This is a genomic window from Mycobacterium sherrisii, from assembly GCF_002102355.1.
GTDB lineage: Bacteria > Actinomycetota > Actinomycetes > Mycobacteriales > Mycobacteriaceae > Mycobacterium > Mycobacterium sherrisii.
Genome location: NZ_LQPT01000101.1, coordinates 83,440 through 102,929 on the forward strand (window position 1 = coordinate 83,440; position 19,490 = coordinate 102,929).

The 19,490-nt window shown below is 68.3% G+C and carries 17 protein-coding genes and 1 pseudogene; 8 read left to right on the forward strand and 10 right to left on the reverse strand.

The genetic code is table 11. The features are described 5' to 3' along the window. The first annotated feature begins 9 nt into the window (after window positions 1-9). The 3 genes and pseudogenes from AWC25_RS21095 to AWC25_RS21105 all read left to right on the forward strand — a co-directional run bounded on the left by AWC25_RS21095 (window position 10) and on the right by AWC25_RS21105 (window position 3,991). Window positions 10-1,236 carry an FAD-dependent oxidoreductase gene (locus tag AWC25_RS21095; protein ID WP_069398950.1) on the forward strand — a complete coding sequence of 409 codons (1,227 nt, stop codon included), beginning with the start codon at window positions 10-12 and terminating at the stop codon, window positions 1,234-1,236. Window positions 1,237-1,428: 192 nt separating this feature from the next. Then, window positions 1,429-3,348 (forward strand): annotated as a pseudogene (locus AWC25_RS21100) (glycoside hydrolase family 15 protein); the annotation flags it as partial. Between the two features lie 58 nt (window positions 3,349-3,406). After that, window positions 3,407-3,991 (forward strand): hypothetical protein, encoded by a 585-nt coding sequence (locus tag AWC25_RS21105; protein WP_069398952.1) that lies wholly within the window; start codon window positions 3,407-3,409, stop codon window positions 3,989-3,991. 5 nt (window positions 3,992-3,996) lie between these two features. Here the strand turns inward: AWC25_RS21105 and AWC25_RS21110 are convergent, their stop codons facing one another. From AWC25_RS21110 to lepA, 3 genes are all read right to left on the reverse strand, one after another. Then, the gene (locus AWC25_RS21110; RefSeq protein WP_085167505.1) at window positions 3,997-4,773 is read right to left on the reverse strand and encodes a sensor domain-containing protein; all 777 of its coding nucleotides are present in this window, start codon (window positions 4,771-4,773) and stop codon (window positions 3,997-3,999) included. Between the two features lie 66 nt (window positions 4,774-4,839). Next, window positions 4,840-5,589, reverse strand: coding sequence for a sensor domain-containing protein (locus AWC25_RS21115; RefSeq protein WP_085167507.1), 750 nt, complete (start codon window positions 5,587-5,589; stop codon window positions 4,840-4,842). Continuing rightward, window positions 5,586-7,433, reverse strand: coding sequence for a translation elongation factor 4 (lepA, locus tag AWC25_RS21120; protein WP_085167509.1), 1,848 nt, complete (start codon window positions 7,431-7,433; stop codon window positions 5,586-5,588). Before lepA ends, AWC25_RS21115 begins: the two co-directional genes overlap by 4 nt. Window positions 7,434-7,558: 125 nt before the next feature. On the opposite strand from lepA, the gene AWC25_RS21125 reads away from it, so the two are divergent. Continuing rightward, complete coding sequence (locus AWC25_RS21125; protein ID WP_069398956.1) at window positions 7,559-8,158, forward strand: type II toxin-antitoxin system PemK/MazF family toxin; 600 nt, start codon at window positions 7,559-7,561, stop codon at window positions 8,156-8,158. A gap of 59 nt (window positions 8,159-8,217) precedes the next feature. On the opposite strand, the gene AWC25_RS21130 is transcribed toward AWC25_RS21125, so the two are convergent. After that, window positions 8,218-8,646 (reverse strand): CBS domain-containing protein, encoded by a 429-nt coding sequence (locus tag AWC25_RS21130; RefSeq protein WP_069398957.1) that lies wholly within the window; start codon window positions 8,644-8,646, stop codon window positions 8,218-8,220. 185 nt (window positions 8,647-8,831) lie between these two features. Here AWC25_RS21130 and AWC25_RS21135 point away from each other — a divergent pair, with 185 nt between their 5' ends. Then, complete coding sequence (locus tag AWC25_RS21135; RefSeq protein ID WP_069398958.1) at window positions 8,832-9,674, forward strand: ribonuclease Z; 843 nt, start codon at window positions 8,832-8,834, stop codon at window positions 9,672-9,674. Here the strand turns inward: AWC25_RS21135 and AWC25_RS21140 are convergent, their stop codons facing one another. The 3 genes from AWC25_RS21140 to AWC25_RS21150 are packed head-to-tail and all read right to left on the reverse strand — an operon-like array spanning window position 9,675 to window position 13,185. Next, entirely contained in the window at window positions 9,675-10,514 is an 840-nt protein-coding gene (locus AWC25_RS21140) for a transglutaminase family protein (protein WP_069398959.1), read from the reverse strand. Beyond that, window positions 10,514-11,485 (reverse strand): alpha-E domain-containing protein, encoded by a 972-nt coding sequence (locus AWC25_RS21145; RefSeq protein WP_069398960.1) that lies wholly within the window; start codon window positions 11,483-11,485, stop codon window positions 10,514-10,516. Before AWC25_RS21145 ends, AWC25_RS21140 begins: the two co-directional genes overlap by 1 nt. Continuing rightward, window positions 11,485-13,185 (reverse strand): circularly permuted type 2 ATP-grasp protein, encoded by a 1,701-nt coding sequence (locus tag AWC25_RS21150; protein ID WP_372513447.1) that lies wholly within the window; start codon window positions 13,183-13,185, stop codon window positions 11,485-11,487. Before AWC25_RS21150 ends, AWC25_RS21145 begins: the two co-directional genes overlap by 1 nt. Before the next feature lie 147 nt (window positions 13,186-13,332). On the opposite strand from AWC25_RS21150, the gene rpsT reads away from it, so the two are divergent. Then, window positions 13,333-13,593, forward strand: a complete 261-nt coding sequence (rpsT, locus tag AWC25_RS21155) for a 30S ribosomal protein S20 (protein ID WP_069399035.1) — start codon at window positions 13,333-13,335, stop codon at window positions 13,591-13,593. 9 nt (window positions 13,594-13,602) lie between these two features. Here the strand turns inward: rpsT and holA are convergent, their stop codons facing one another. From holA to AWC25_RS21170, 3 genes are read right to left on the reverse strand one after another with little or no spacing between them, the layout of a single operon-like run. Continuing rightward, the gene (holA, locus tag AWC25_RS21160) at window positions 13,603-14,562 is read right to left on the reverse strand and encodes a DNA polymerase III subunit delta (RefSeq protein ID WP_142278984.1); all 960 of its coding nucleotides are present in this window, start codon (window positions 14,560-14,562) and stop codon (window positions 13,603-13,605) included. Between the two features lie 14 nt (window positions 14,563-14,576). Beyond that, complete coding sequence (locus tag AWC25_RS21165; RefSeq protein WP_069399036.1) at window positions 14,577-16,118, reverse strand: ComEC/Rec2 family competence protein; 1,542 nt, start codon at window positions 16,116-16,118, stop codon at window positions 14,577-14,579. A 28-nt stretch (window positions 16,119-16,146) separates the two neighbouring features. Beyond that, the gene (locus tag AWC25_RS21170; protein ID WP_085167515.1) at window positions 16,147-17,004 is read right to left on the reverse strand and encodes a ComEA family DNA-binding protein; all 858 of its coding nucleotides are present in this window, start codon (window positions 17,002-17,004) and stop codon (window positions 16,147-16,149) included. A 202-nt stretch (window positions 17,005-17,206) separates the two neighbouring features. On the opposite strand from AWC25_RS21170, the gene AWC25_RS21175 reads away from it, so the two are divergent. Both AWC25_RS21175 and AWC25_RS21180 read left to right on the forward strand, forming a co-directional pair. After that, complete coding sequence (locus AWC25_RS21175) at window positions 17,207-18,367, forward strand: acyl-CoA dehydrogenase family protein (RefSeq protein WP_069398964.1); 1,161 nt, start codon at window positions 17,207-17,209, stop codon at window positions 18,365-18,367. Between the two features lie 7 nt (window positions 18,368-18,374). Further along, on the forward strand, window positions 18,375-19,490 hold the full coding sequence (locus AWC25_RS21180; protein ID WP_069398965.1) for an acyl-CoA dehydrogenase family protein: 1,116 nt from the start codon (window positions 18,375-18,377) through the stop codon (window positions 19,488-19,490).

The window sequence follows — 19,490 nt, forward strand, 5'->3', positions numbered from 1 at the left end:
GATCAGCCAATGGCCACCGCCGACGACCCGACGACATGCGTCATCGCCGGCGGCGGTCCGGCCGGCATCGTGCTGGGCCTGCTGCTTGCGCGCGGCGGCGTAAGAGTCACGGTGATGGAAAAGCATGCCGACTTCCTGCGCGATTTCCGGGGCGACACCGTGCACGCGAGCACGCTGCGTCTGCTCGACGAACTGGGTTTGGGATCGCGGTTCGCCGAGGTCCCGCATCGCCTGATCGACTCCATCGAGCTGTCGATTCGGGACCAACCGTTGAACCTGGACCTATCCCGCCTGCCGGGTGCGCATCAGCACATCGCGCTGGTGCCGCAGTGGGACTTTCTGGAGATGGTGGCCGGCGCCGCCCAGGCCGAACCCGGTTTCCGGTTGTGGCGCAGCACCGAGGTGACCGGAGTGCTCCGCGAGGGCGACCGGGTCGTCGGCGTCACCTACCGCGACCCCGCCGGCGCAACCAAGCAGTTGCGTGCCGCGCTGACGGTGGCCTGCGACGGTCGTGCGTCGACGGTGCGCGCGGCGATCGGGGCGACGCCGCGACCGTTCGGCGCCCCGATGGACGTGTGGTGGTTCCGGTTGCCGCGCCGCTCCGACGACCCGCAGGGACTGGCCGGGACGTTTCGGGCCGGGCACGGGATCATTCTGATCGATCGCGGCGACTACTTTCAGATCGCCTACCTCATCCCGAAGGGATCCGACGCCGAACTGCGCGCCCGCGGCATCGGCGCCCTGCACCAGGTGGTGGTGGGCATGGTGCCCTGGCTCGCCGACCGCATCGACACGCTGACGTCCTTCGACGACGTGAAACTCCTTGACGTGCAACTCAACCGGCTGCGCCGGTGGTACGCCGACGGCGTGCTGTGCATCGGCGACGCGGCCCACGCGATGTCGCCGGTCGGCGGCGTGGGCATCAATCTCGCGGTGGCCGACGCCGTGGCCGCCGCTCGCATTCTGGCGGGTCCGTTGCGAACCGGTCGGCTGTCCACGCGGCACCTGGCCCGCGTCCAGCTGCGCCGCTGGATCCCGACCGCGATGATCCAGGCCGTGCAACGCGCCATCCACGCGCAGGTGGTTGCCGACGTGGTGTCCGGACGCGACGCCGCGCCACCGGGCGGCCTCCGGATGGTCGCGCGGGCCCCGGCGCTGCGCCGCTGGATCGCCTACCTGGTGGCGATCGGACCGTTCTCGGAGCACGCGCCGAAGTTTGCCCGGCGACCCGCTTGATCGTCGTGCTGCCACGCGCGACGTGCGCCGAAAGAATGGACGGCGGGCGGGTCGACAGATGATGATGTCGAAATGGTTTTGCACGCCCAGCCCGCTGATCAGCCCGCCAACGGCGCGACCGACAAGGCGTTTGACGCGCCCCAACAGTCGCCCCTGGCTTCCCCGCTCGATTTCAGCGCGCCGGCGCCGTTTGCCTCCAGCGGGGCGCTGCGTAACCCGTTCCCACCGATCGCCGACTACGCGTTCTTGTCCGACTGGGAAACGACCTGCCTGATCTCGCCTGCCGGTTCGGTGGAATGGCTGTGCGTACCCCGTCCGGACTCCCCCAGCGTGTTCGGCGCCATCCTGGACCGCAGCGCCGGCCATTTCCGGATCGGCCCCTACGGCGTCTCGGTGCCGTCCGCCCGCCGCTACCTGCCGGGCAGCCTGATCATGGAGACCACCTGGCAGACCCACACCGGCTGGCTGATCGTGCGGGATGCGCTGGTGATGGGCCCGTGGCATGACATCGAGCGGCGCTCCAAGACACACCGCCGCACGCCGATGGACTGGGATGCCGAGCACATCCTGTTGCGCACGGTGCGCTGCGTCAGCGGCACCGTCGAGTTGATGATGAGCTGCGAACCCGCGTTCGACTACCACCGCCTCGGCGTGAACTGGGAATACTCGGCCAATGCCTATAACGAGGCGGTCGCGCGCGCCAGCAAGCAGCCCGACGACCACCCGCAACTGCGGCTGACCACCAACCTCAACATCGGGCTGGAGGGCAGGGAAGCCCGGGCGCGCACCCGGATGAAGGAGGGCGACGACGTGTTCGTCGCCCTCAGCTGGACCAAACACCCGCCGCCGCAGACGTATGAAGAGGCCGCCGACAGGATGTGGCAGACCACGGAGTGCTGGCGGCAGTGGATCAACATCGGAAATTTCCCGGATCACCCGTGGCGGGCGTATCTGCAACGCAGCGCGCTGACGCTGAAGGGGTTGACCTATTCGCCCACCGGCGCGCTGCTGGCCGCCAGCACCACGTCGCTGCCGGAAACACCGCGCGGCGAGCGCAACTGGGACTACCGCTACGCCTGGATCCGCGACTCGACGTTCGCGTTGTGGGGCCTGTACACGCTGGGCCTGGACCGCGAGGCCGACGACTTCTTCGCATTCATCGCCGACGTGTCCGGCGCCAACAGCAACGAGCGGCACCCGCTGCAGGTGATGTACGGCGTGGGCGGCGAGCGCAGCCTGGTGGAGGAGGAGCTCAACCATCTGTCCGGCTACGACCATGCGCGTCCGGTGCGGATCGGCAACGGCGCCTATGACCAGATCCAGCACGACATCTGGGGTTCGATCCTGGATTCCTTTTATCTGCATGCCAAGTCGCGCGAGCAGGTGCCCGAGACATTGTGGCCGGTGCTCAAGAAACAGGTGGAGGAGGCGATCGCGCACTGGCGCGAACCCGACCGCGGCATCTGGGAGGTGCGCGGCGAGCCGCAGCACTTCACCTCGTCGAAGGTGATGTGCTGGGTGGCGCTGGACCGCGGGTCGAAACTGGCCGAACGCCAGGGTGAGAAGAGCTACGCCCAGCAGTGGCGGGTGATCGCCGAGGAGATCAAGGCCGACATCCTCAAGCACGGCGTCGACTCGCGCGGCGTCTTCACCCAGCGGTACGGCAGCACTGCGTTGGACGCCTCGCTGCTGCTGGTGGTGTTGACCCGGTTCTTGCCGCCCGACGATCCCCGGGTGCGCAACACGGTGCTGGCGATCGCCAACGAACTCACCGAGGAAGGCTTGGTGCTGCGTTACCGGGTGGAGCAGACCGACGACGGACTGTCCGGCGAGGAGGGCACCTTCACCATCTGTTCGTTCTGGCTGGTGTCGGCGCTGGTCGAGATCGGCGAGGTGGCGCGGGCCAAGCGGCTGTGCGAGCGGCTGTTGTCCTACGCCAGCCCGTTGCACCTCTACGCCGAGGAGATCGAGCCGCGCACCGGCCGGCACCTGGGCAACTTCCCGCAGGCGTTCACCCATCTGGCGCTGATCAACGCGGTGGTCCACGTGATTCGCGCCGAAGAGGAATCCGACGGCTCCGGCATGTTCCAGCCCGCCAATGCACCCATGTAGCGTGGGCACCGAAAGCCGTTCTCGGGCAACGGTATTCACCGACACGAGGGTGGGGGCGATGAAGACAGCGGGTAGGACCGTCGTCGTGCTGTGCGCGACGATCGGATGGCTGGCCGGGTGTGGCCACGGCGGTGACTCGACCGCGACGTCGACGTTGACCTCACCGTCGTCGACAGGCGTGCACACCACCTGGACGCGTCCGGACGCACCGCCCGACCCGCACAACCTGATCCACGCCGGATCCGTTGCGCTGGCCGCGGTTCCGGGCGGCAAGCTGACGTCGGTCAAATCGCAGGAGACCGGGTCCTGGCGGGTCCTGGTCGCCACGCCTGACGGGACGAACCAAGCCATGGACGTCTCCTCCGACGGGGCCACCCTGATGGTCGGACCGACACCGGCGAACCAGAGCGACGCCGACAAAGCCGAGACCCGGGCACTGGTGCAGGCGGCCCGGCTGGACTATCGCGCGGCGGCGGAGAAGATCTTGGCCATCATCGCCGGCGCCTCGATCAGTGCGCTCGAACTCGACGACAGCAACGGCGCCACCGTGTGGCAAGCGGTCGCGTGGGACACCTTCATCGTCGAACACCAGGTCACCATCGACGCGGCGACGGGCAACGTGATCGCCAACAAGCAGCTGTGATCCGCTCAGCCCAGCGCGCCGATCCGATCCATCATCGCGTGGGCGATGTCGATACCGCTGGTGTTGACGTCGCCCGTGCCCGGATCCGACGAGCGGCGCCCGCCGAAGAAGACGACCTGCACCTCGACGACGCAGTTCGACCGGACGCCCAGCGCACGCGCCTGCGGCGTCGGCCGCAGCGCAGGCATGTTGGGCAGTATCGAGGTCGCGTTATTCGTCGCGGCCACAACGGTATTGGACGAGTCGATGCGGACGTCGCTGATGACGTTGGTGGTGCTGATCGGCCCGCTGTGTTCGGTCACCGTCCTGCCGTTGCATTGCTGCCACTGCTGGGAGAATTGCCCGAACAGGGCCTGCGCCTGGCCGGCCGAGGCCAGTGCGACCACGCCCTCGATCACGGTGATCACCTGCGCCGGTTGGCCGTTGTTCCACCACGACTCCGATGCGACATCGGTGACCTGGGTGCCCGCGGAGCCGGACTGATAGACGCTGGCCTGCAACATCTCGGCAATGCCCAGGCATCCGGGCGGCGACACCTGTCGGTCAACGCGGTACAGCTTTTCGGGGCCGCCGAACATCACCGGGTTGCGGGCCCCGAACGGCTGGTCGAGCATCCGGGACAGGGTGGCGCTGTCCAGCAGCACCTGCCGGACGGTTTGGCCGTGCAGCGGGCGCGGCTTGAGGTTCGGCGCCGGTTTGGCCACCCCGCCGACGACCGCGCTACAACTGACCGTCACCGCGGCAACCAGCATCAGCGCCGCGGCCGCTCCCCCTATCCGCATGACCAATTCTTACCCTGCGACTCCGGCGCGACGGTGAACGGCATCGCGGTGGGTGCGCCGGCCCGGTCAGCCGAGCGCACTGACCTTGTCCATCAGGGCGTGCGCGACGGTCAGGGCGTCGGCCTTGGCGGCCGGCCGGCCCGACAGGTCCGCGCTGTTGGCGTAGGCGACGTCGACCTCGATCAGACAGTTGCCGCGCACCCCCACGGCGCGGACTTCCGGGACGGCATGCAGCACCGACTGCGCGCCGGGTTGTCGCGAAAGATTAGCCGCGACAACGGAATCCTGAACGGTGACGTCGGTGATGAGGTTCTGGGCGAAGCTGCTGGCCGGCACGCTCAGCGTGGTGCCGTCGCAATGCTTCCACTGTTCGGAGAACTTGGCGAACAACGCGCCGGCGTCGGCCGCCGAGGGCAGGGCCACGACGCCTTCGGCGATATCGGTTGCAGACTCGGAGTATCCCTGCTGCTGCCACAGCGCCGTCGCGACGTTCGTGACCGGCGCGGACCCATAGACGCTGCGCTGCGTCATGTACACCACCCCCGTGCACTCGGATGGCGATGTCGAAAAATAGGCGTCGTCGAGTAACTCGCTGCCGCCGAAGGTCGGCGGGAAATGCGAGACGGGCACGAACGGCCGGTCGAGCAGCTTCGACAACGCGGCCGCATCCAGCAGTATCTGTTTGACTTTCTGGCCAATCACCGGATGTGGCTTGAGATCCGGCGCCGGGACCGCGTGGCCGCCGATGGCTGACGCGCATCCGGCGGCCACCACGGTGACCAAAAGCGGCGCCGCGCTGCGCCACCGGATCCTCATTTCTTGGCTTTGTCCCCCGCGGCGTCGGTGGACAGCGCCGCGACGAACGCCTCCTGCGGAACGTCCACGCGTCCAATGGTTTTCATCCGCTTCTTGCCTTCCTTCTGCTTTTCCAGAAGTTTGCGTTTACGGGTGATGTCACCGCCGTAGCATTTCGAGAGCACGTCCTTGCGGATAGCGCGAATGTTTTCGCGTGCAATGATCTTCGATCCGATAGCCGCCTGCACCGGCACCTCGAACTGCTGGCGCGGGATGAGCTCCTTGAGTTTGGTGGTCATCTTGTTCCCGTAGGCGAACGCCGAATCCTTGTGCACGATCGCGGAAAACGCGTCGACGGCCTCACCCTGCAACAAGATGTCGACCTTGACCAGTTGCGCCTGTTGTTCGCCGGCCTCTTCGTAGTCCAGGCTGGCGTAGCCGCGGGTGCGCGATTTCAGCGAGTCGAAGAAGTCGAAAATGATTTCACCGAGCGGCATCGTGTAGCGCAGCTCCACCCGTTCCGGCGACAGATAGTCCATGCCGCCGAGTTCACCGCGACGCGACTGGCACAGTTCCATGATGGTGCCGATGAATTCGCTGGGCGCGATGACGGTGGTCTTGACGATTGGCTCGTACACCTCACGGACCTTGCCCTCCGGCCAGTCCGACGGGTTGGTCACCCGGATTTCGCTGTCGTCCTCTTTGATCACCCGGTAGACGACGTTGGGCGACGTCGAGATCAGGTCTAGATCGAACTCGCGCTCCAGGCGCTCGCGGGTGATCTCCATGTGCAGCAGTCCCAAAAAGCCGCACCGGAACCCGAACCCCAGCGCCACCGAGGTTTCCGGCTCGTAGGTCAGGGCGGCGTCGTTGAGCTGCAGCTTGTCCAGGGCGTCGCGCAGGTCCGGATAGTCCGAGCCGTCAACGGGATACAGCCCGGAGTAAACCATCGGCTTGGGTTCGCGGTATCCCGTCAGCGCCTCGGTGGCGCCGTGGCGGGCGGTCGTCACCGTGTCACCGACCTTGGACTGCCGGACGTCCTTCACCCCGGTGATCAGGTAACCCACCTCCCCCACCCCGAGGCCCGCGCTGGCCTTCGGCTCGGGCGAGACGATGCCGACCTCGAGCAGTTCGTGGGTGGCGCCGGTGGACATCATCAGGATGCGTTCGCGGGGGATGATCTTGCCGTCCATGACCCGGACGTAGGTCACCACGCCGCGGTAGATGTCGTAGACGGAGTCGAAGATCATGGCGCGGGTGGGCGCGTCGGCGTTGCCGCGGGGATGCGGCACCTGGCGGACCACCTCGTCGAGCAGCGCGGCCACACCCTCGCCGGTCTTGCCCGACACCCGCAGCACGTCGCCTGGTTCACAACCGATGATGTGCGCGATCTCCCCGGCGTAGCGGTCCGGATCCGCGGCCGGCAGATCGATCTTGTTGAGCACCGGGATGATGGTCAGATCACGGTCCAGCGCCAGATACAGGTTTGCCAGGGTCTGCGCCTCGATGCCCTGCGCGGCGTCGACCAGCAGCACGGCGCCCTCGCAGGCCTCCAGCGCGCGGGACACCTCGTAGGTGAAGTCGACGTGGCCCGGGGTGTCGATCAGGTGCAGCACATACTCTTCGTCGCCGACTTTCCAGGGCAGTCGGACGTTCTGGGCCTTGATGGTGATGCCGCGCTCGCGCTCGATATCCATCCGGTCCAGGTACTGCGCGCGCATCGACCGCTCGTCGACGACGCCGGTGAGCTGGAGCATCCGGTCCGCCAGCGTCGACTTGCCGTGGTCGATATGGGCGATGATGCAGAAGTTCCTGATCTGCGCCGGCGCAGTGAAGGTCTTGTCGGCGAAACTGCTGATGGGGATCTCCTGGCGGTGCTGTGGATGCTGCGTGACCGGCGGTTGGCGGGTACGTCCAGGGTATCCATGCGGGCTGGTCGGGACCTACTCGGACACCGTCGGGCCACCTTGCCGACGTCTATGCTGCGACTATGGCGTCTCCCCGGAAATCTCAGTGGAGAACGTTGCAGCGGTTTGCCCAAAATGCGGTCGTTTACGGTGTTCCGCGGCTTATCCAGCACGTGCAGACCGCCCAGGCCGTGGTGCGCGAAATCGAGCAGGTCGTGAAGATCACGGCGAACGTGATGGGTTCCGGCTCCGAGTCGCAGCCGGCGATCACGGCGGGCCGTCCGGTGACCAGCACCAGCTTCCCGACGGCCCAACGCGCCCGCAAAGTCGTCTACGCGCCCGACCTCGACGGCCGGGCGGACCCGGGTGAGATCGTCTGGACCTGGGTGGCCTACGAGGACGATCCCACCCGCGGCAAGGACCGCCCGGTGCTCGTCGTGGGCCGCGACCGCGCCGTCCTGCTCGGGTTGATGCTGTCCAGTCAGGAGCGGCACGGCTCCGAGGCGGATTGGGTTGGGATCGGTACCGGCGCCTGGGATTACGAGGGGCGGGAGAGCTGGGTGCGGCTGGACCGGGTGCTTGACGTGCCCGAAGAGGGTATTCGCCGCGAGGGCGCCATCCTGGAACGCGAGGTCTTCGACGTCGTGGCCGCCCGGCTGCGCGCCAACTACGCCTGGAGTTAGTCGGCCGATCGCCGAACGTGCCCTGCTGGCGACAGCTTGCCCGTTCGGCGAAAAGAGGCTCAGCCTTGGGTGATGTAGGACTGCAGCTGTTGCTGTTCGGCCTCGAGTTCTTCCATCCGCGTCTTGACCACGTCGCCGATGCTGACGATCCCGATCAGCTTCTTCCCGTCCAGCACCGGGACGTGGCGCACCCGGTTCTTGGTCATCAGGACGCTGATGGCGTCGACGGTGTCGGCCTTGGTGCAGGTGGCGACGGTCGCGGTCATGACCGTGGAGATCGGGCGGGAAAGCACCCCGGCGCCGTGCGTGTGCAGCTGGCGCACCACATCGCGCTCGGACACGATGCCGACGACTCCCTGATCGCCGACCACCACCATGGCGCCGATGTTTTGCTCGGCGAGGCCTGCGAGCAGCTCCCGGACCGTCGCCTCGGGATGAATCGTCACCACCGCCGCGCCCTTGTTTCGCAAAACGTCCGCGATCCGCATCAAGCCTCCCGCTGGTTGTGACCTGCTTCACACCAGGCTACGGCTAAGTCGCGCGGCGGGAAAGCCAACACGGCAACCGGCAGCCGATCAGCACCCGGTACCCCGGCCCGACCGGGGTGAAACACGCCGGCGCGAGTTCGCTCGATTGGGCCCCGCCGCCCGCGGTGGTCTTGAAGGATTGACCCATGATCGAGATCACCTTGCTGGGCACCGGAAGTCCCATCCCCGACCCGAACCGCGCTGGCCCGGCGTCGCTGATCCGCGCCGGCGGACAGACATTCCTGGTGGATTGCGGACGCGGCGTGCTGCAGCGCGCGACCGCCGTCGGCGTCGGCGCCGCCGGACTGTCGGCACTGCTGCTCACCCATCTGCACAGCGACCACATCGCCGAACTCGGCGACCTGCTCATCACCCGCTGGATCACCACGTTCACCCCCGACCCCGCGCCGTTTCCGATCATCGGCCCGCCGGGCACCGCGGCGACGGTGACGGCCATGCTCAAGGCCTTCGACCACGACATCAGCTACCGGATCGCCCATCACGACGACCTGAACGCGCCGCCGTCGGTGGAGGTGCACGAACACACCGAGGGCCCGGTGTGGGACCGCGACGGGGTGTCGATCCGGGTGGGACCCACCGATCACCGGCCGGTGACGCCGACCATCGGCTTCCGCATCGAGGCCGGCGGCGCCGCGGTGGTGTGCGCCGGCGACACCGTGCCCTGCGCGGGCTTGGACGCGCTCGCCGCTGGGGCGGATGCCTTGGTGCACACCGTGATTCGTAAGGACATCGTCACGCAGATCCCGCAGCAGCGGATGCAGGACATCTGCGACTATCACTCCTCGGTAGAAGAGGCCGCGGCCACCGCGGCCCGCGCCGGGGTCGGCACCCTGGTCATGACGCACTACGTGCCGGCGCTGGTGCCCGGTCAGGAAGAGCAGTGGCGAACCCTGGCCGCCTCGCAATTCGGCGGCCGGATCGAGCTCGGCGACGACCTGCATCGGGTCGAGATTGCGCCGCGACCTTAGCTAGGCCAGCCGGGTGACTTCGACGACCACGTCGAGGTCGGTGGCGCCCTGTCCCGAATAGATGCCCTTCAGCGGGGACACGTCGGTGTAGTCACGCCCCACACCCACGCCGACGTACTGCTCGGTGATCTCGGTGTCGTTGGTGGGGTCGTAGTTCCACCAACCGCCGGTCCATGCCTGAATCCAGGCGTGGCTCCGTCCGTCCACCGTCTCCCCGATCACCGCGTCCCGGCTGGGGTGCAGGTAGCCCGACACGTACCGCGCCGGAATCCCCATGTCGCGCAACAACATCAAGGTCAGGTGCACGAAGTCCTGGCATACCCCTTTGCCCGCCTTCAGCGCGTCCAGCCCGGACGACTGCACGCCCGTGGTGCCGGGCAGGTAGTCCAGCTCGTTGTGCACCCACTTGGCCGCCGCGATCACGGCGCCTTGCGGCTCCTCGGCTTTGATGATCCTCTTGCCGACAGCGCGCAACCGCTTGGTGACCGGGGTGTAGCTGGTGGGTTGCAGCAATTCGTCGAAGCGATCGATCACCGGCGCGGACTGCAGATCGCTCCATGCGACGTCCTTGGCGGCCGGCTCCGGCTGCTCGGTCTCGACCACCGACGAGGAGGTCACGGTGAGGTCGGTGTGCGGCGCGTGCAAGTCGAACGCCGTGACCGCGGTGCCCCAGTAGTCGATGTAGCGGTACGTGCGGGTCGCGGGAATGGTTTCCACCCGGTTGAGGATGACGTTTTGGCGCGTGTCGGAGCTCGGGGTCAGTCGCGCTTCGTTGTACGAAGCCGTCACCGGCGCTTCGTAGGCGAATCCGGTCGTGTGCACCACCCGCAGCCGCCACATCAGACGTCCCCGTTCCGGGCGACGAGACTGTGACCGGCGCCCGACCACGCCACCCACGGAGTGACGTGAAAGTACTGTAGCGACAACGCATCTCCGACGTCGCGGCAGGTCGTCTGCAGTCCGGCCAGCCGGGTCTCCAGCGTGTCGAGCAGCACTCCGGGCGCCAGGAATTCCAACTCGCTGCGGGCTTGGCCGAGCAGACGCTGCGCTTCGGCGGTGGCGCCCACCCTGCTCTGCGGGTTGCGGACCAACTCTTCGATGCTGTGCTCGGCGAGCTTGAGCGAGTAGAAGACGGACCGCGGGAACAACCGGTCCAGCATCATGAACTCGACCACGCGGCCCGCGTCAAGCACGCCCCGATAGGTGCGCAGATAGGTGTCGTGCGCGCCGGCCGAACGCAACAGCGTCACCCACGCCGGCGAGGACGCGCTGTCGCCCACTCGGGACAGCAACAGCCGCACCGTCATGTCGACGCGTTCGATCGCGCGGCCCAGCACCATGAATCGGTAGCCGTCATCGCGGGAAAGCGTCGAGTCGGCCAGACCGGCGAACATCGCCGCCCTGCCTTCGATGAACGACAAAAACTCATGCGGCCCAAGGCGTTTGGCGGCGCGTTCGCGTTCCGGCAGGGCGTGATAGGTGGTATTGAGGCACTCCCAAATTTCGCTGGACGTGACTTCCCGGGCGGACTTGGCGTTTTCGCGCGCCGCCGTGATCGCGTCGACGATCGAGCTGCCGCCCTTGTTGTCCTTGCGGTAGGCCACCAGGTCGGTCAACGACCAGACATCCAGATCGTGCTTGGGCGGCTCGATCCCCAACACCCGCAGCAGCACCCGCGACGCCTGGTCGGGATCGACGCTGGAGTCCTCGAGCAACTGGTGCAGCGCCACGTCCAGAATCCGCGCGGTGTCGTCGGCGCGTTCCACGTAACGGCCAATCCAGTAGAGCGCCTCGGCGTTTCGAGCCAACATCAGCGGACCGTCCTCTGTTGATGCTGTTTTTGCCTCTTGGGCGACTTGCCGTCGTGTAGCGGTTCGGCCGGCACCGGCTGCTGGTGCGCGGACGCGGCCTCCTCGGCATCGGAATCCGCCATGGAATCCGGCAGCGAGCGCACCAGCTCGGCGGCCCCCAGCTCGCGGTGGGCGGTCGAGGCGCGCGGCGCCAGCACCCAGGTGTCCTTGGAGCCACCGCCCTGGCTGGAGTTGACCACCCGCGAACCCTCGACCAGGGCCACCCGGGTCAGCCCGCCGGGCAGCACCCACACGTCGTCACCGTCGTTGACGGCGAACGGCCGCAGGTCGACGTAGCGCGGCGCCAGGGTGTTGTCGATCTGGGTCGGCACGGTCGATAGTTCCATCATCGGCTGGGCGATCCAGCTCCGCGGATCCTCGCGGATCTTCTTGCTGACCCCGGCAAGTTCCTTCTCGGAGGCCTCGGGGCCGAACACGATGCCGTAGCCGCCCGACCCCTCGACCGGCTTGATGACCAGTTCGCGCAGCCGGTCGAGCACCTCCTCGCGTTCGTCGTCCAGCCAGCACCGGTAGGTGTCCACGTTGGCCAGCAGCGGTTTCTCGCCCAAGTAGTACTCGATCATGGTCGGGACGTAGGTGTAGACGAGCTTGTCGTCGCCGACCCCGTTGCCGATCGCGCTGGAGATCACGACGTTGCCGGCGCGCGCGGCGTTCACCAAACCGGCCACCCCCAGCACCGAGTCGGCGCGGAACTGCAGCGGATCGAGGAAGACGTCGTCGATGCGCCGATAGATGACGTCGACCTGGCGCTCCCCCTCGGTGGTGCGCATGTACACCTGGTTGTCGCGGCAGAACAGGTCGCGGCCCTCGACCAGCTCGACGCCCATCTGACGGGCCAGCAGGGAATGCTCGAAGTACGCCGAGTTGTAGACACCGGGGGTCAGCACCACCACCGTCGGGTCGGCCTCGTTGGTGGCCGCGGAGTTGCGCAGCGCGCGCAGCAGATGCGAGGAGTAGTCGTCGACCGCGCGCACCCGGTGGGTGGCGAACAGGTTGGGGAAGACCCGCGCCATGGTGCGGCGGTTCTCCATCACATACGACACGCCCGAGGGTGAGCGCAGGTTGTCCTCGAGAACCCGCCAGGTGCCCTTTTCGTCGCGAATCAGGTCGATGCCCGCCACGTGAATGCGCACCCCGTTGGGGGGGACGATGCCCACCGCCTGGCGGTGGAAATGCTCGCACGAGGTGACCAGCCGTCGCGGGATGACGCCGTCGGCGAGGATTTCCTGGTCGCCGTAGATGTCGTCGAGGTACATCTCGAGGGCCTTGACGCGTTGCACGATGCCGCGCTCGAGCCGGTTCCACTCCGCGGCGGAGAGCACCCGGGGCACCAGGTCCAGCGGAAACGGACGCTCCTGGCCGGACAGGGAGAACGTGATGCCCTGGTCGATGAACGCACGGGCCAGGGCCTCGGCGCGGGCCCGCAAATCGGCGGCGTCCGACGGCGCGAGCTCGGCGTAGATGCCCTTGTAGGGGCCCCGGACGTTGCCCTGACCGTCGAACATCTCGTCGAATGCCAACGCGTAAACGTCGGAGGTGTTGTAGCCGCCGAAAATGCGCTCGGAGCGCGCCAGCTTGCGGGCAGCGCCGCGCGATCCGCGCCTGGGCTCAACCTGGTTCGCAAGACTCACTTTTAGGATGCTGCCTTAATTGACGTTATGGCAGGCCGGGAGTTCCCGTTTTGGGAGAAAACGTAACCGACTGCTAACCTGAGCAGTCGCAATCGGGTGTGGGGCGCCCCCCGAAACGAACACCGCAAATACCGAACCGACGAAGGAAATTTCCGCGTGGCCAACATCAAGTCGCAGCAAAAGCGCATCAAGACCAACGAGCGCGCCCGGCTGCGCAACAAGTCGGTGAAGTCCTCGCTGCGCACGGCCGTGCGCGCGTTCCGCGAGGCCGCGGCCGCCGGCGACAAGGAGAAGGCCTCGGACTTGCTGCTGTCGACCAGCCGCAAGCTGGACAAGGCGGCCAGCAAGGGCGTCATCCACAAGAATCAGGCCGCCAACAAGAAGTCGGCGCTGGCCCGGTCGCTGAACAAGATCTAACGGCTCGCCCTATCGGCCCCGGTCGGCCACCAGTTCGGCCACGGTCCGCACCGCGGATTCCAACGCGTAGTCGGCGTCGGCCGCGGCCCCTTTCACGTTGGCGTTGAGCTCCGCCACGACTTTCATCGCCGTCGCCACGCTGTCGCGCGACCAGCGCCGGGCCTGTTTCTGGGCCTTTTGTACCCGCCACGGCGGCATCCCCAGTTGGCCGGCCAGGCGGTACGGGTCGCCGGAGAGCGGGCCCACCCGCCCGATGGTGTGAATGGCCTCGGCCAGCGCGTCGGCCAGCACCACCAGCGGCTCGCCGCGCATCATCGCCCATCGCAGCGCCTCGGCGGCTCCGGCAAGGTCACCGGCGACGGCCTTGTCCGCGATGTCGAAGCCCTTCACCTCGGCTTTCCCGCTGTGATAGCGGCGCACCGCGGCCTCGTCGACCAGCCCGCCGGTGTCGGCGACCAGCTGCGAGCAGGCCGACGCGAGCTCGCGCACGTCGGAGCCGACGGCGTCCAGCAGCGCGGTCACGGTGTCCTCGTCCACCTTGGCCCGCAGCGCGCGGAACTCCTTGCGAACGAAATCGGCGCGCTCGCTGGGCTTGGTGATCCGCGCACACGGATGCACCTCGGCGCCCAACGACTTCAACTGGTCGGCCAGCGCCTTGGCTCGCCCGCCCCCCGAGTGCACCACGACCAGCACCGTGGCCGGGGGCAGGTCGGCGGCGGCAGCCGCGATCATCGCGACCGTGTCCTTGCCAGCCTCGGCGGCGGCCTCCAGCACGACGATGCGTTCGTCGGCGAACAGCGACGGGCTCAGCAGTTCGGCCAGCTCGTAGTTGCCGACGTCGCCGGCACGGACCCGGTTCACCGGGATGTCGGGGTTCTCGGAGTTGCCGGCGCGGGTGCGCGCGGCACGCAGTACCGTCGCCACCGCCCGTTCGACCAGCAGATCCTCGTCCCCCAAGACCAAATGCAACGACGAATCCCGGCTCACCCCACGATCGTGTCACGAAGGGCTGACCAATCCGGCCGCGGATCCAGCAGTGCCGCCAGCGACCAGGCCAGCAAGCACACCGCCGCCGTCACCCCGGCCGCGCGGGCCGCCGCACGAAACCAGCCCCGCCGCCGCAGCCGCATGCCGAGCACCAGCAGCAATGCCGTGCCACAGGCCACCAGCAGCACGCCGGCCACCCCGTCGGGTACCGGCACGGTCGCCGCGGGGACCCCGGCCGCGGCGTGCGCCACCCGCAACACCCACCACAGCTCCGGGCCGGTGAACCGGACCAGTAGTTGCGCGACGGGCGGGCAGAACAGGCACAGCGCGGCGGCGGCAGTGCCCAGCACCGTGATCGCCGCGATGACCGGCACCGCGGCCAGGTTGGCCGCCACCGACACCAGGCTGACCCGGCCGGAGATGCCGGCCACCAGCGGAGCGGTCACCAGCTGTGCGGCGACCGCGACGGCCACCGCATCGGCGAGCAGTTTGGGGCAACCCCGGGCGACCAGCCGCCGCGACCAGACGGGCGCGAGGACGACCAGCGCCGCCGTCGCCAGCACCGACAGCGCGAATCCCGCATCGACCGCGAGCTGCGGGGCGAGCGCAACCAAGATCAGCACCGCCGCCGAAAGCGCCGGAATCGCTTGGCGCCGACGAGAAGACAGCATGCCAACCAGCACGATGGCGCCCATGACGGCCGCCCGTAACACGCTCGCGGTCGGCTGCACGACGATCACGAACGCCAGCAGCGCCATCCCGGCGAGCAGCACGGCGGCCCGCGGTCCGACCAGCCGGGCGGACAGCAGCACGGTCCCGCAGACGATGGTGACGTTGGCACCCGAGACCGCCGTCAGGTGGGTCATGCCCGCCGCCCGGAATTCCCGGCCGGTGTCGGCGGTCACCGCAGACGTGTCGCCCAGGACCAGCGCCGGCAGCATCGCAGCCTGGGTGCCGGGCAGCGCCTCGCGTGCGGTCGCGGCGAACCGGGCGCGCACCGCGTGCGCGGCTCGGTGCACCGGTCCCGCCCGCCCGGCGATCGGCCGGCCCGACGCGTTGAGCACCGCGACCGTCAGGTCGTGGCGACCGGGCTTGCCGATGTGCGCGGAAAACCGCAGCGGCCGCCCCACCATGACGTCGAAATCGGCGGCCCGCGCGAAAACGGTTACCCGACCGGATGTCTGGTCGTCGCGCAGGTGCTGCAGGGTCGCCCGGAACATCAGCCGGTCGCGACCCAGCGACAATGCGCTCTCGCTGGGCGTCACCGTCACCGGGGCGGTGGTTCCGAACGCCGCGACAATCGAATGGTGCGCCACCGCCTCGGCGCGCAGCGCGATCGCGAACCCGAAGCCGGCGGCCACCACGCCCACGGCCGCCAGCCCGGCGCCGGCACCCCGCCGGCGCGACCTGCAGCACGACAGCAGTCCGGCCGCCCCGAGCAGCGCCACACCGCAGCAGGCCAGCACCCGCCCGACCGGCCACACGATGCCGGCGGCCGTGACGATCCATCCGGTCACCGCGGCGGGCACCAGGCGCACATCGAGGTAAGCGGGCGGGCCGGTCGCGTCAGACGCGGACCAGGGCACGTAACTTGTCCAGCCGCGCGGGTCCGATCCCGTCGACATCGGCGAGCTGATCGACGCTGGTGAATTTGCCATTCGACTGCCGCCAGGCCACGATCGCGGCGGCGGTGACCGGCCCCACCCCGGGCAGGGCGTCCAGCTGCTCCACGGTGGCGGTGTTCAGGTCGAGCACCCCGGCCGGCTTCGGCCGGGCCGAGCCGGACGCCGGTGCCGGCGCGGCGGGGGCGGGAGCCGAGCCGGCGGCCACGGAACTGCCCAGCGCGGCGGGCTTCCCCGGCACCGGCGCCAGACCGACCACGATCTGCTCACCGTCGGTGAGCGGGCGAGCCATGTTCAACCCGATGGTGTCGGCGCCGTCCAGCGCGCCCCCGGCGGCCTGCAGCGCATCGGCGATGCGCGCGCCCGGAGTCAGCGTGACCAGGCCTGGTTTGTGCACCAGTCCCACCACGCTGACCACGACCGGCCGGTCCGTACCGGCCGGGGAGGTGGGAGCCGCCGAGGAGGCGGGCCCGACCGTGGCTGCCTTCTGCACCGGCGGCAGCTTGGCCGACATCACCGGCGCCGGCTGGTCGCGGATCAGCGTGAAGATGGTGACCAGCACGGCCAGCGCGGCCACCACCGCCAACGCGATCGCCCCGGCGCGACCCGGGTCGGCGCGCAACCGGGCCAGCCAACCACGATCCTGGGTGGCGTCGGGCAGCCAGCGCGGCAGCAACGAGTTCTGATCCTCGTCCGCCGGCTGCACATCGGGATTTTCGTCGGGTGCATCGACATCCGGGGCGACATCGGGGTCGGCACCGAGGCGGCGTTGCAGCCGTTCGGCGGGCAGTTCTGTGCGCATGGGCCGACGGTAGGTGTGCGGACCGCCAGCACCGCCCCGGCGGACCTCCCGCAGCGTCCCGCTGTGGATTAATCGGAGGCTGTGCACGAGCACAGCAACGCATGGGTCAAGATGGACCTCGGAGCGCATGCGCCGACCCGACAACCAGCCAGCAATCGTCGTCATCGGTCGCCGACGCTCATCGCCAGGCATAGGAGGCTGCATGCAACTCGCGCTCACCCCGGAGGAAGCCGCGTTCCGCGACGAACTCCGCACGATTTACACCACCAAGATTCCGCAGGAGATGCGCGATCGGGTGCGTCGGGGCTCGGCGGAAGTCAACCGCGACGACATCGTCGCCAGTCACAAGATCCTGCACGAACACGGCCTGGCGGTGCCGAACTGGCCGGTGGAGTGGGGCGGCAAGGATTGGACGCCCACTCAGCACCAGATCTGGGCGGACGAGATGCAACTCGCGTGCGTCCCCGAGCCGCTCAACTTCAACACCAAGATGGTCGGCCCGGTAATCGCCGAGTTCGGCTCGGAGGAGGTCAAGCAGCGCTTCCTGCCCCCGACGGCCAGCCTGGACATCTGGTGGTGTCAGGGCTTTTCGGAACCGGAAGCCGGTTCGGACCTGGCCTCGCTGCGCACCACCGCGGTGCGCGACGGCGACAGCTACGTCGTCAACGGCCAGAAGACCTGGACCACCCTCGGCCAGTACGCGGACTGGATCTTCTGCCTGGTGCGCACCGATCCGCAGGCGCCCAAACGTCAGGCCGGCATCTCGTTTCTGTTGTTCGACATGAAGTCGCCCGGCGTCACGTTGCGGCCCATCAAGACCATCGACGGCGGCCACGAGGTCAACGAGGTCTTCTTCGAAGACGTCCGGGTGCCCGCCAATCAGCTTGTCGGAGAAGAAAACAAAGGCTGGACGTACGCGAAGTTCCTGTTGGGCAACGAGCGGACCGGCATCGCCGGGGTGGGCCGGACGAAGGTGCGCCTGGCCGAGGTGAAGAAGCACGCCGCGGCGACCGGGGTGCTCAACGACCCGCTGTTCGCGGCGCGGCTGGCCGAGGCCGAAAACGAGCTACTGGCACTGGAACTCACGCAATCACGGGTGGTCACCGACTCGGCGAACGGTCAACCCAACCCGGCCTCGTCGGTGCTCAAGCTGCGCGGCAGTCAGCTGCAGCAGGTGGCCACCGAGCTGCTGGTCGAGGTGGCCGGCCCGGACGCGCTGCCCGCGGATGGGGACGGCATTGCGTCGCCGGAGTGGGCGCAACACAGCGCGCCGCACTACCTCAACTACCGCAAGACGTCGATTTACGGCGGCAGCAGCGAGGTGCAGCGCAACATCATCGCGTCGACGATTCTGGGATTGTGAGGCAGCCATGGACTTTCAGTTGACCGACGAGCAGAACCTGCTGCGCGTCACGACCCGCGACCTGCTGGCGCGCTCCTACGACCCAGAGAGCCGCATCAAGGTCATCGGCTCCGACCTCGGCTGGAGCCGCGAGGTGTGGAGTCAGTTGGCCGACACCGGGATTCTCGGTTTGGGCTTCGAGCCCGACGAGGCGGGCCAGATCGAGATCATGGTGGTGCTCACCGAGGTCGGGCGCCGGCTGGCCCCCGAACCGATCCTGCACGCCGCGCTGGCGCCGGGCGCGTTGATCGCCCAGCTGGGCACCGACGCACAGCAACAACAGCTTGACGAGGTCGCCGCCGGCCAGCGGCTGCTGGCGTTCGCCCATTCCGAACCTGGACACCGCAAGCCGTCGGCGACGGTCACCACAAAGGCTGCGCGCCAAGGTGATTCGTGGACACTTAGCGGAACCAAGAACCCGGTACTGGCCGGTGACTGCGCTGACGCGTTGGTGGTCAGCGCCGCGTTGCCCGACGGTGGGACCGGTCTGTTCCTGGTGGACGCCGACGCGGTGACACGGCATCCGTACCGCACCTTCGACGGGCAGCGGGGCGCGCAGATCGATCTGGCCGACGCGCCCGCCGAACCGTTGGGCGAGGCCCCCAATGCCGCGGACGCCTCGCGGGCCATCGGCGAGACCATCATTCGCATCCAGTCGGGCCTGTGCAGCGAGGCCGTCGGGGCGATGGAGGAGGCGCTGCGGCTGACGACCGACTACCTCAAGACGCGCAAGCAGTTCGGCGTCACGCTCAACAAGTTCCAGACGCTGACGCAGCGCGCCGCCGACATGTACGTGTCGCTGGAACTGGCCCGCAGCATGAACCTTTACGCCGGGATGTCGATCGCCGACGGCAACCTGGATCCGCTGATCGCCTCGCGCGCCAAGCTGCAGATCGGGCGGTCGGGACGTCACATCGCCCAAGAGTCGATCCAGCTGCACGGCGGCATCGGCGTGACCGCGGAATACCCGGTCAGCCATTACGCCGCCCGGCTCACCGCGATCGAACACACCCTGGGGACCTCGGGTGATCATCTGCACAACCTGGTCGATCACCTCGGCGACTACGACCTGGCCCGGCTCTAA

What these genes read in the sequence shown, in the direction of transcription:
- AWC25_RS21170 (WP_085167515.1), bottom strand. Translation starts at nt 17,004, where the DNA reads ATGCGCACAGAACTGCCCGCCGAACGGCTGCAACGCCGCCTCGGTGCC.
- AWC25_RS21095 (WP_069398950.1), top strand. Translation starts at nt 10, where the DNA reads ATGGCCACCGCCGACGACCCGACGACATGCGTCATCGCCGGCGGCGGT.
- AWC25_RS21180 (WP_069398965.1), top strand. Translation starts at nt 18,375, where the DNA reads ATGGACTTTCAGTTGACCGACGAGCAGAACCTGCTGCGCGTCACGACC.
- AWC25_RS21110 (WP_085167505.1), bottom strand. Translation starts at nt 4,773, where the DNA reads ATGCGGATAGGGGGAGCGGCCGCGGCGCTGATGCTGGTTGCCGCGGTG.
- AWC25_RS21125 (WP_069398956.1), top strand. Translation starts at nt 7,559, where the DNA reads ATGGCGTCTCCCCGGAAATCTCAGTGGAGAACGTTGCAGCGGTTTGCC.
- AWC25_RS21130 (WP_069398957.1), bottom strand. Translation starts at nt 8,646, where the DNA reads ATGCGGATCGCGGACGTTTTGCGAAACAAGGGCGCGGCGGTGGTGACG.
- AWC25_RS21140 (WP_069398959.1), bottom strand. Translation starts at nt 10,514, where the DNA reads ATGTGGCGGCTGCGGGTGGTGCACACGACCGGATTCGCCTACGAAGCG.
- AWC25_RS21145 (WP_069398960.1), bottom strand. Translation starts at nt 11,485, where the DNA reads ATGTTGGCTCGAAACGCCGAGGCGCTCTACTGGATTGGCCGTTACGTG.
- AWC25_RS21115 (WP_085167507.1), bottom strand. Translation starts at nt 5,589, where the DNA reads ATGAGGATCCGGTGGCGCAGCGCGGCGCCGCTTTTGGTCACCGTGGTG.
- AWC25_RS21105 (WP_069398952.1), top strand. Translation starts at nt 3,407, where the DNA reads ATGAAGACAGCGGGTAGGACCGTCGTCGTGCTGTGCGCGACGATCGGA.
- AWC25_RS21175 (WP_069398964.1), top strand. Translation starts at nt 17,207, where the DNA reads ATGCAACTCGCGCTCACCCCGGAGGAAGCCGCGTTCCGCGACGAACTC.
- AWC25_RS21135 (WP_069398958.1), top strand. Translation starts at nt 8,832, where the DNA reads ATGATCGAGATCACCTTGCTGGGCACCGGAAGTCCCATCCCCGACCCG.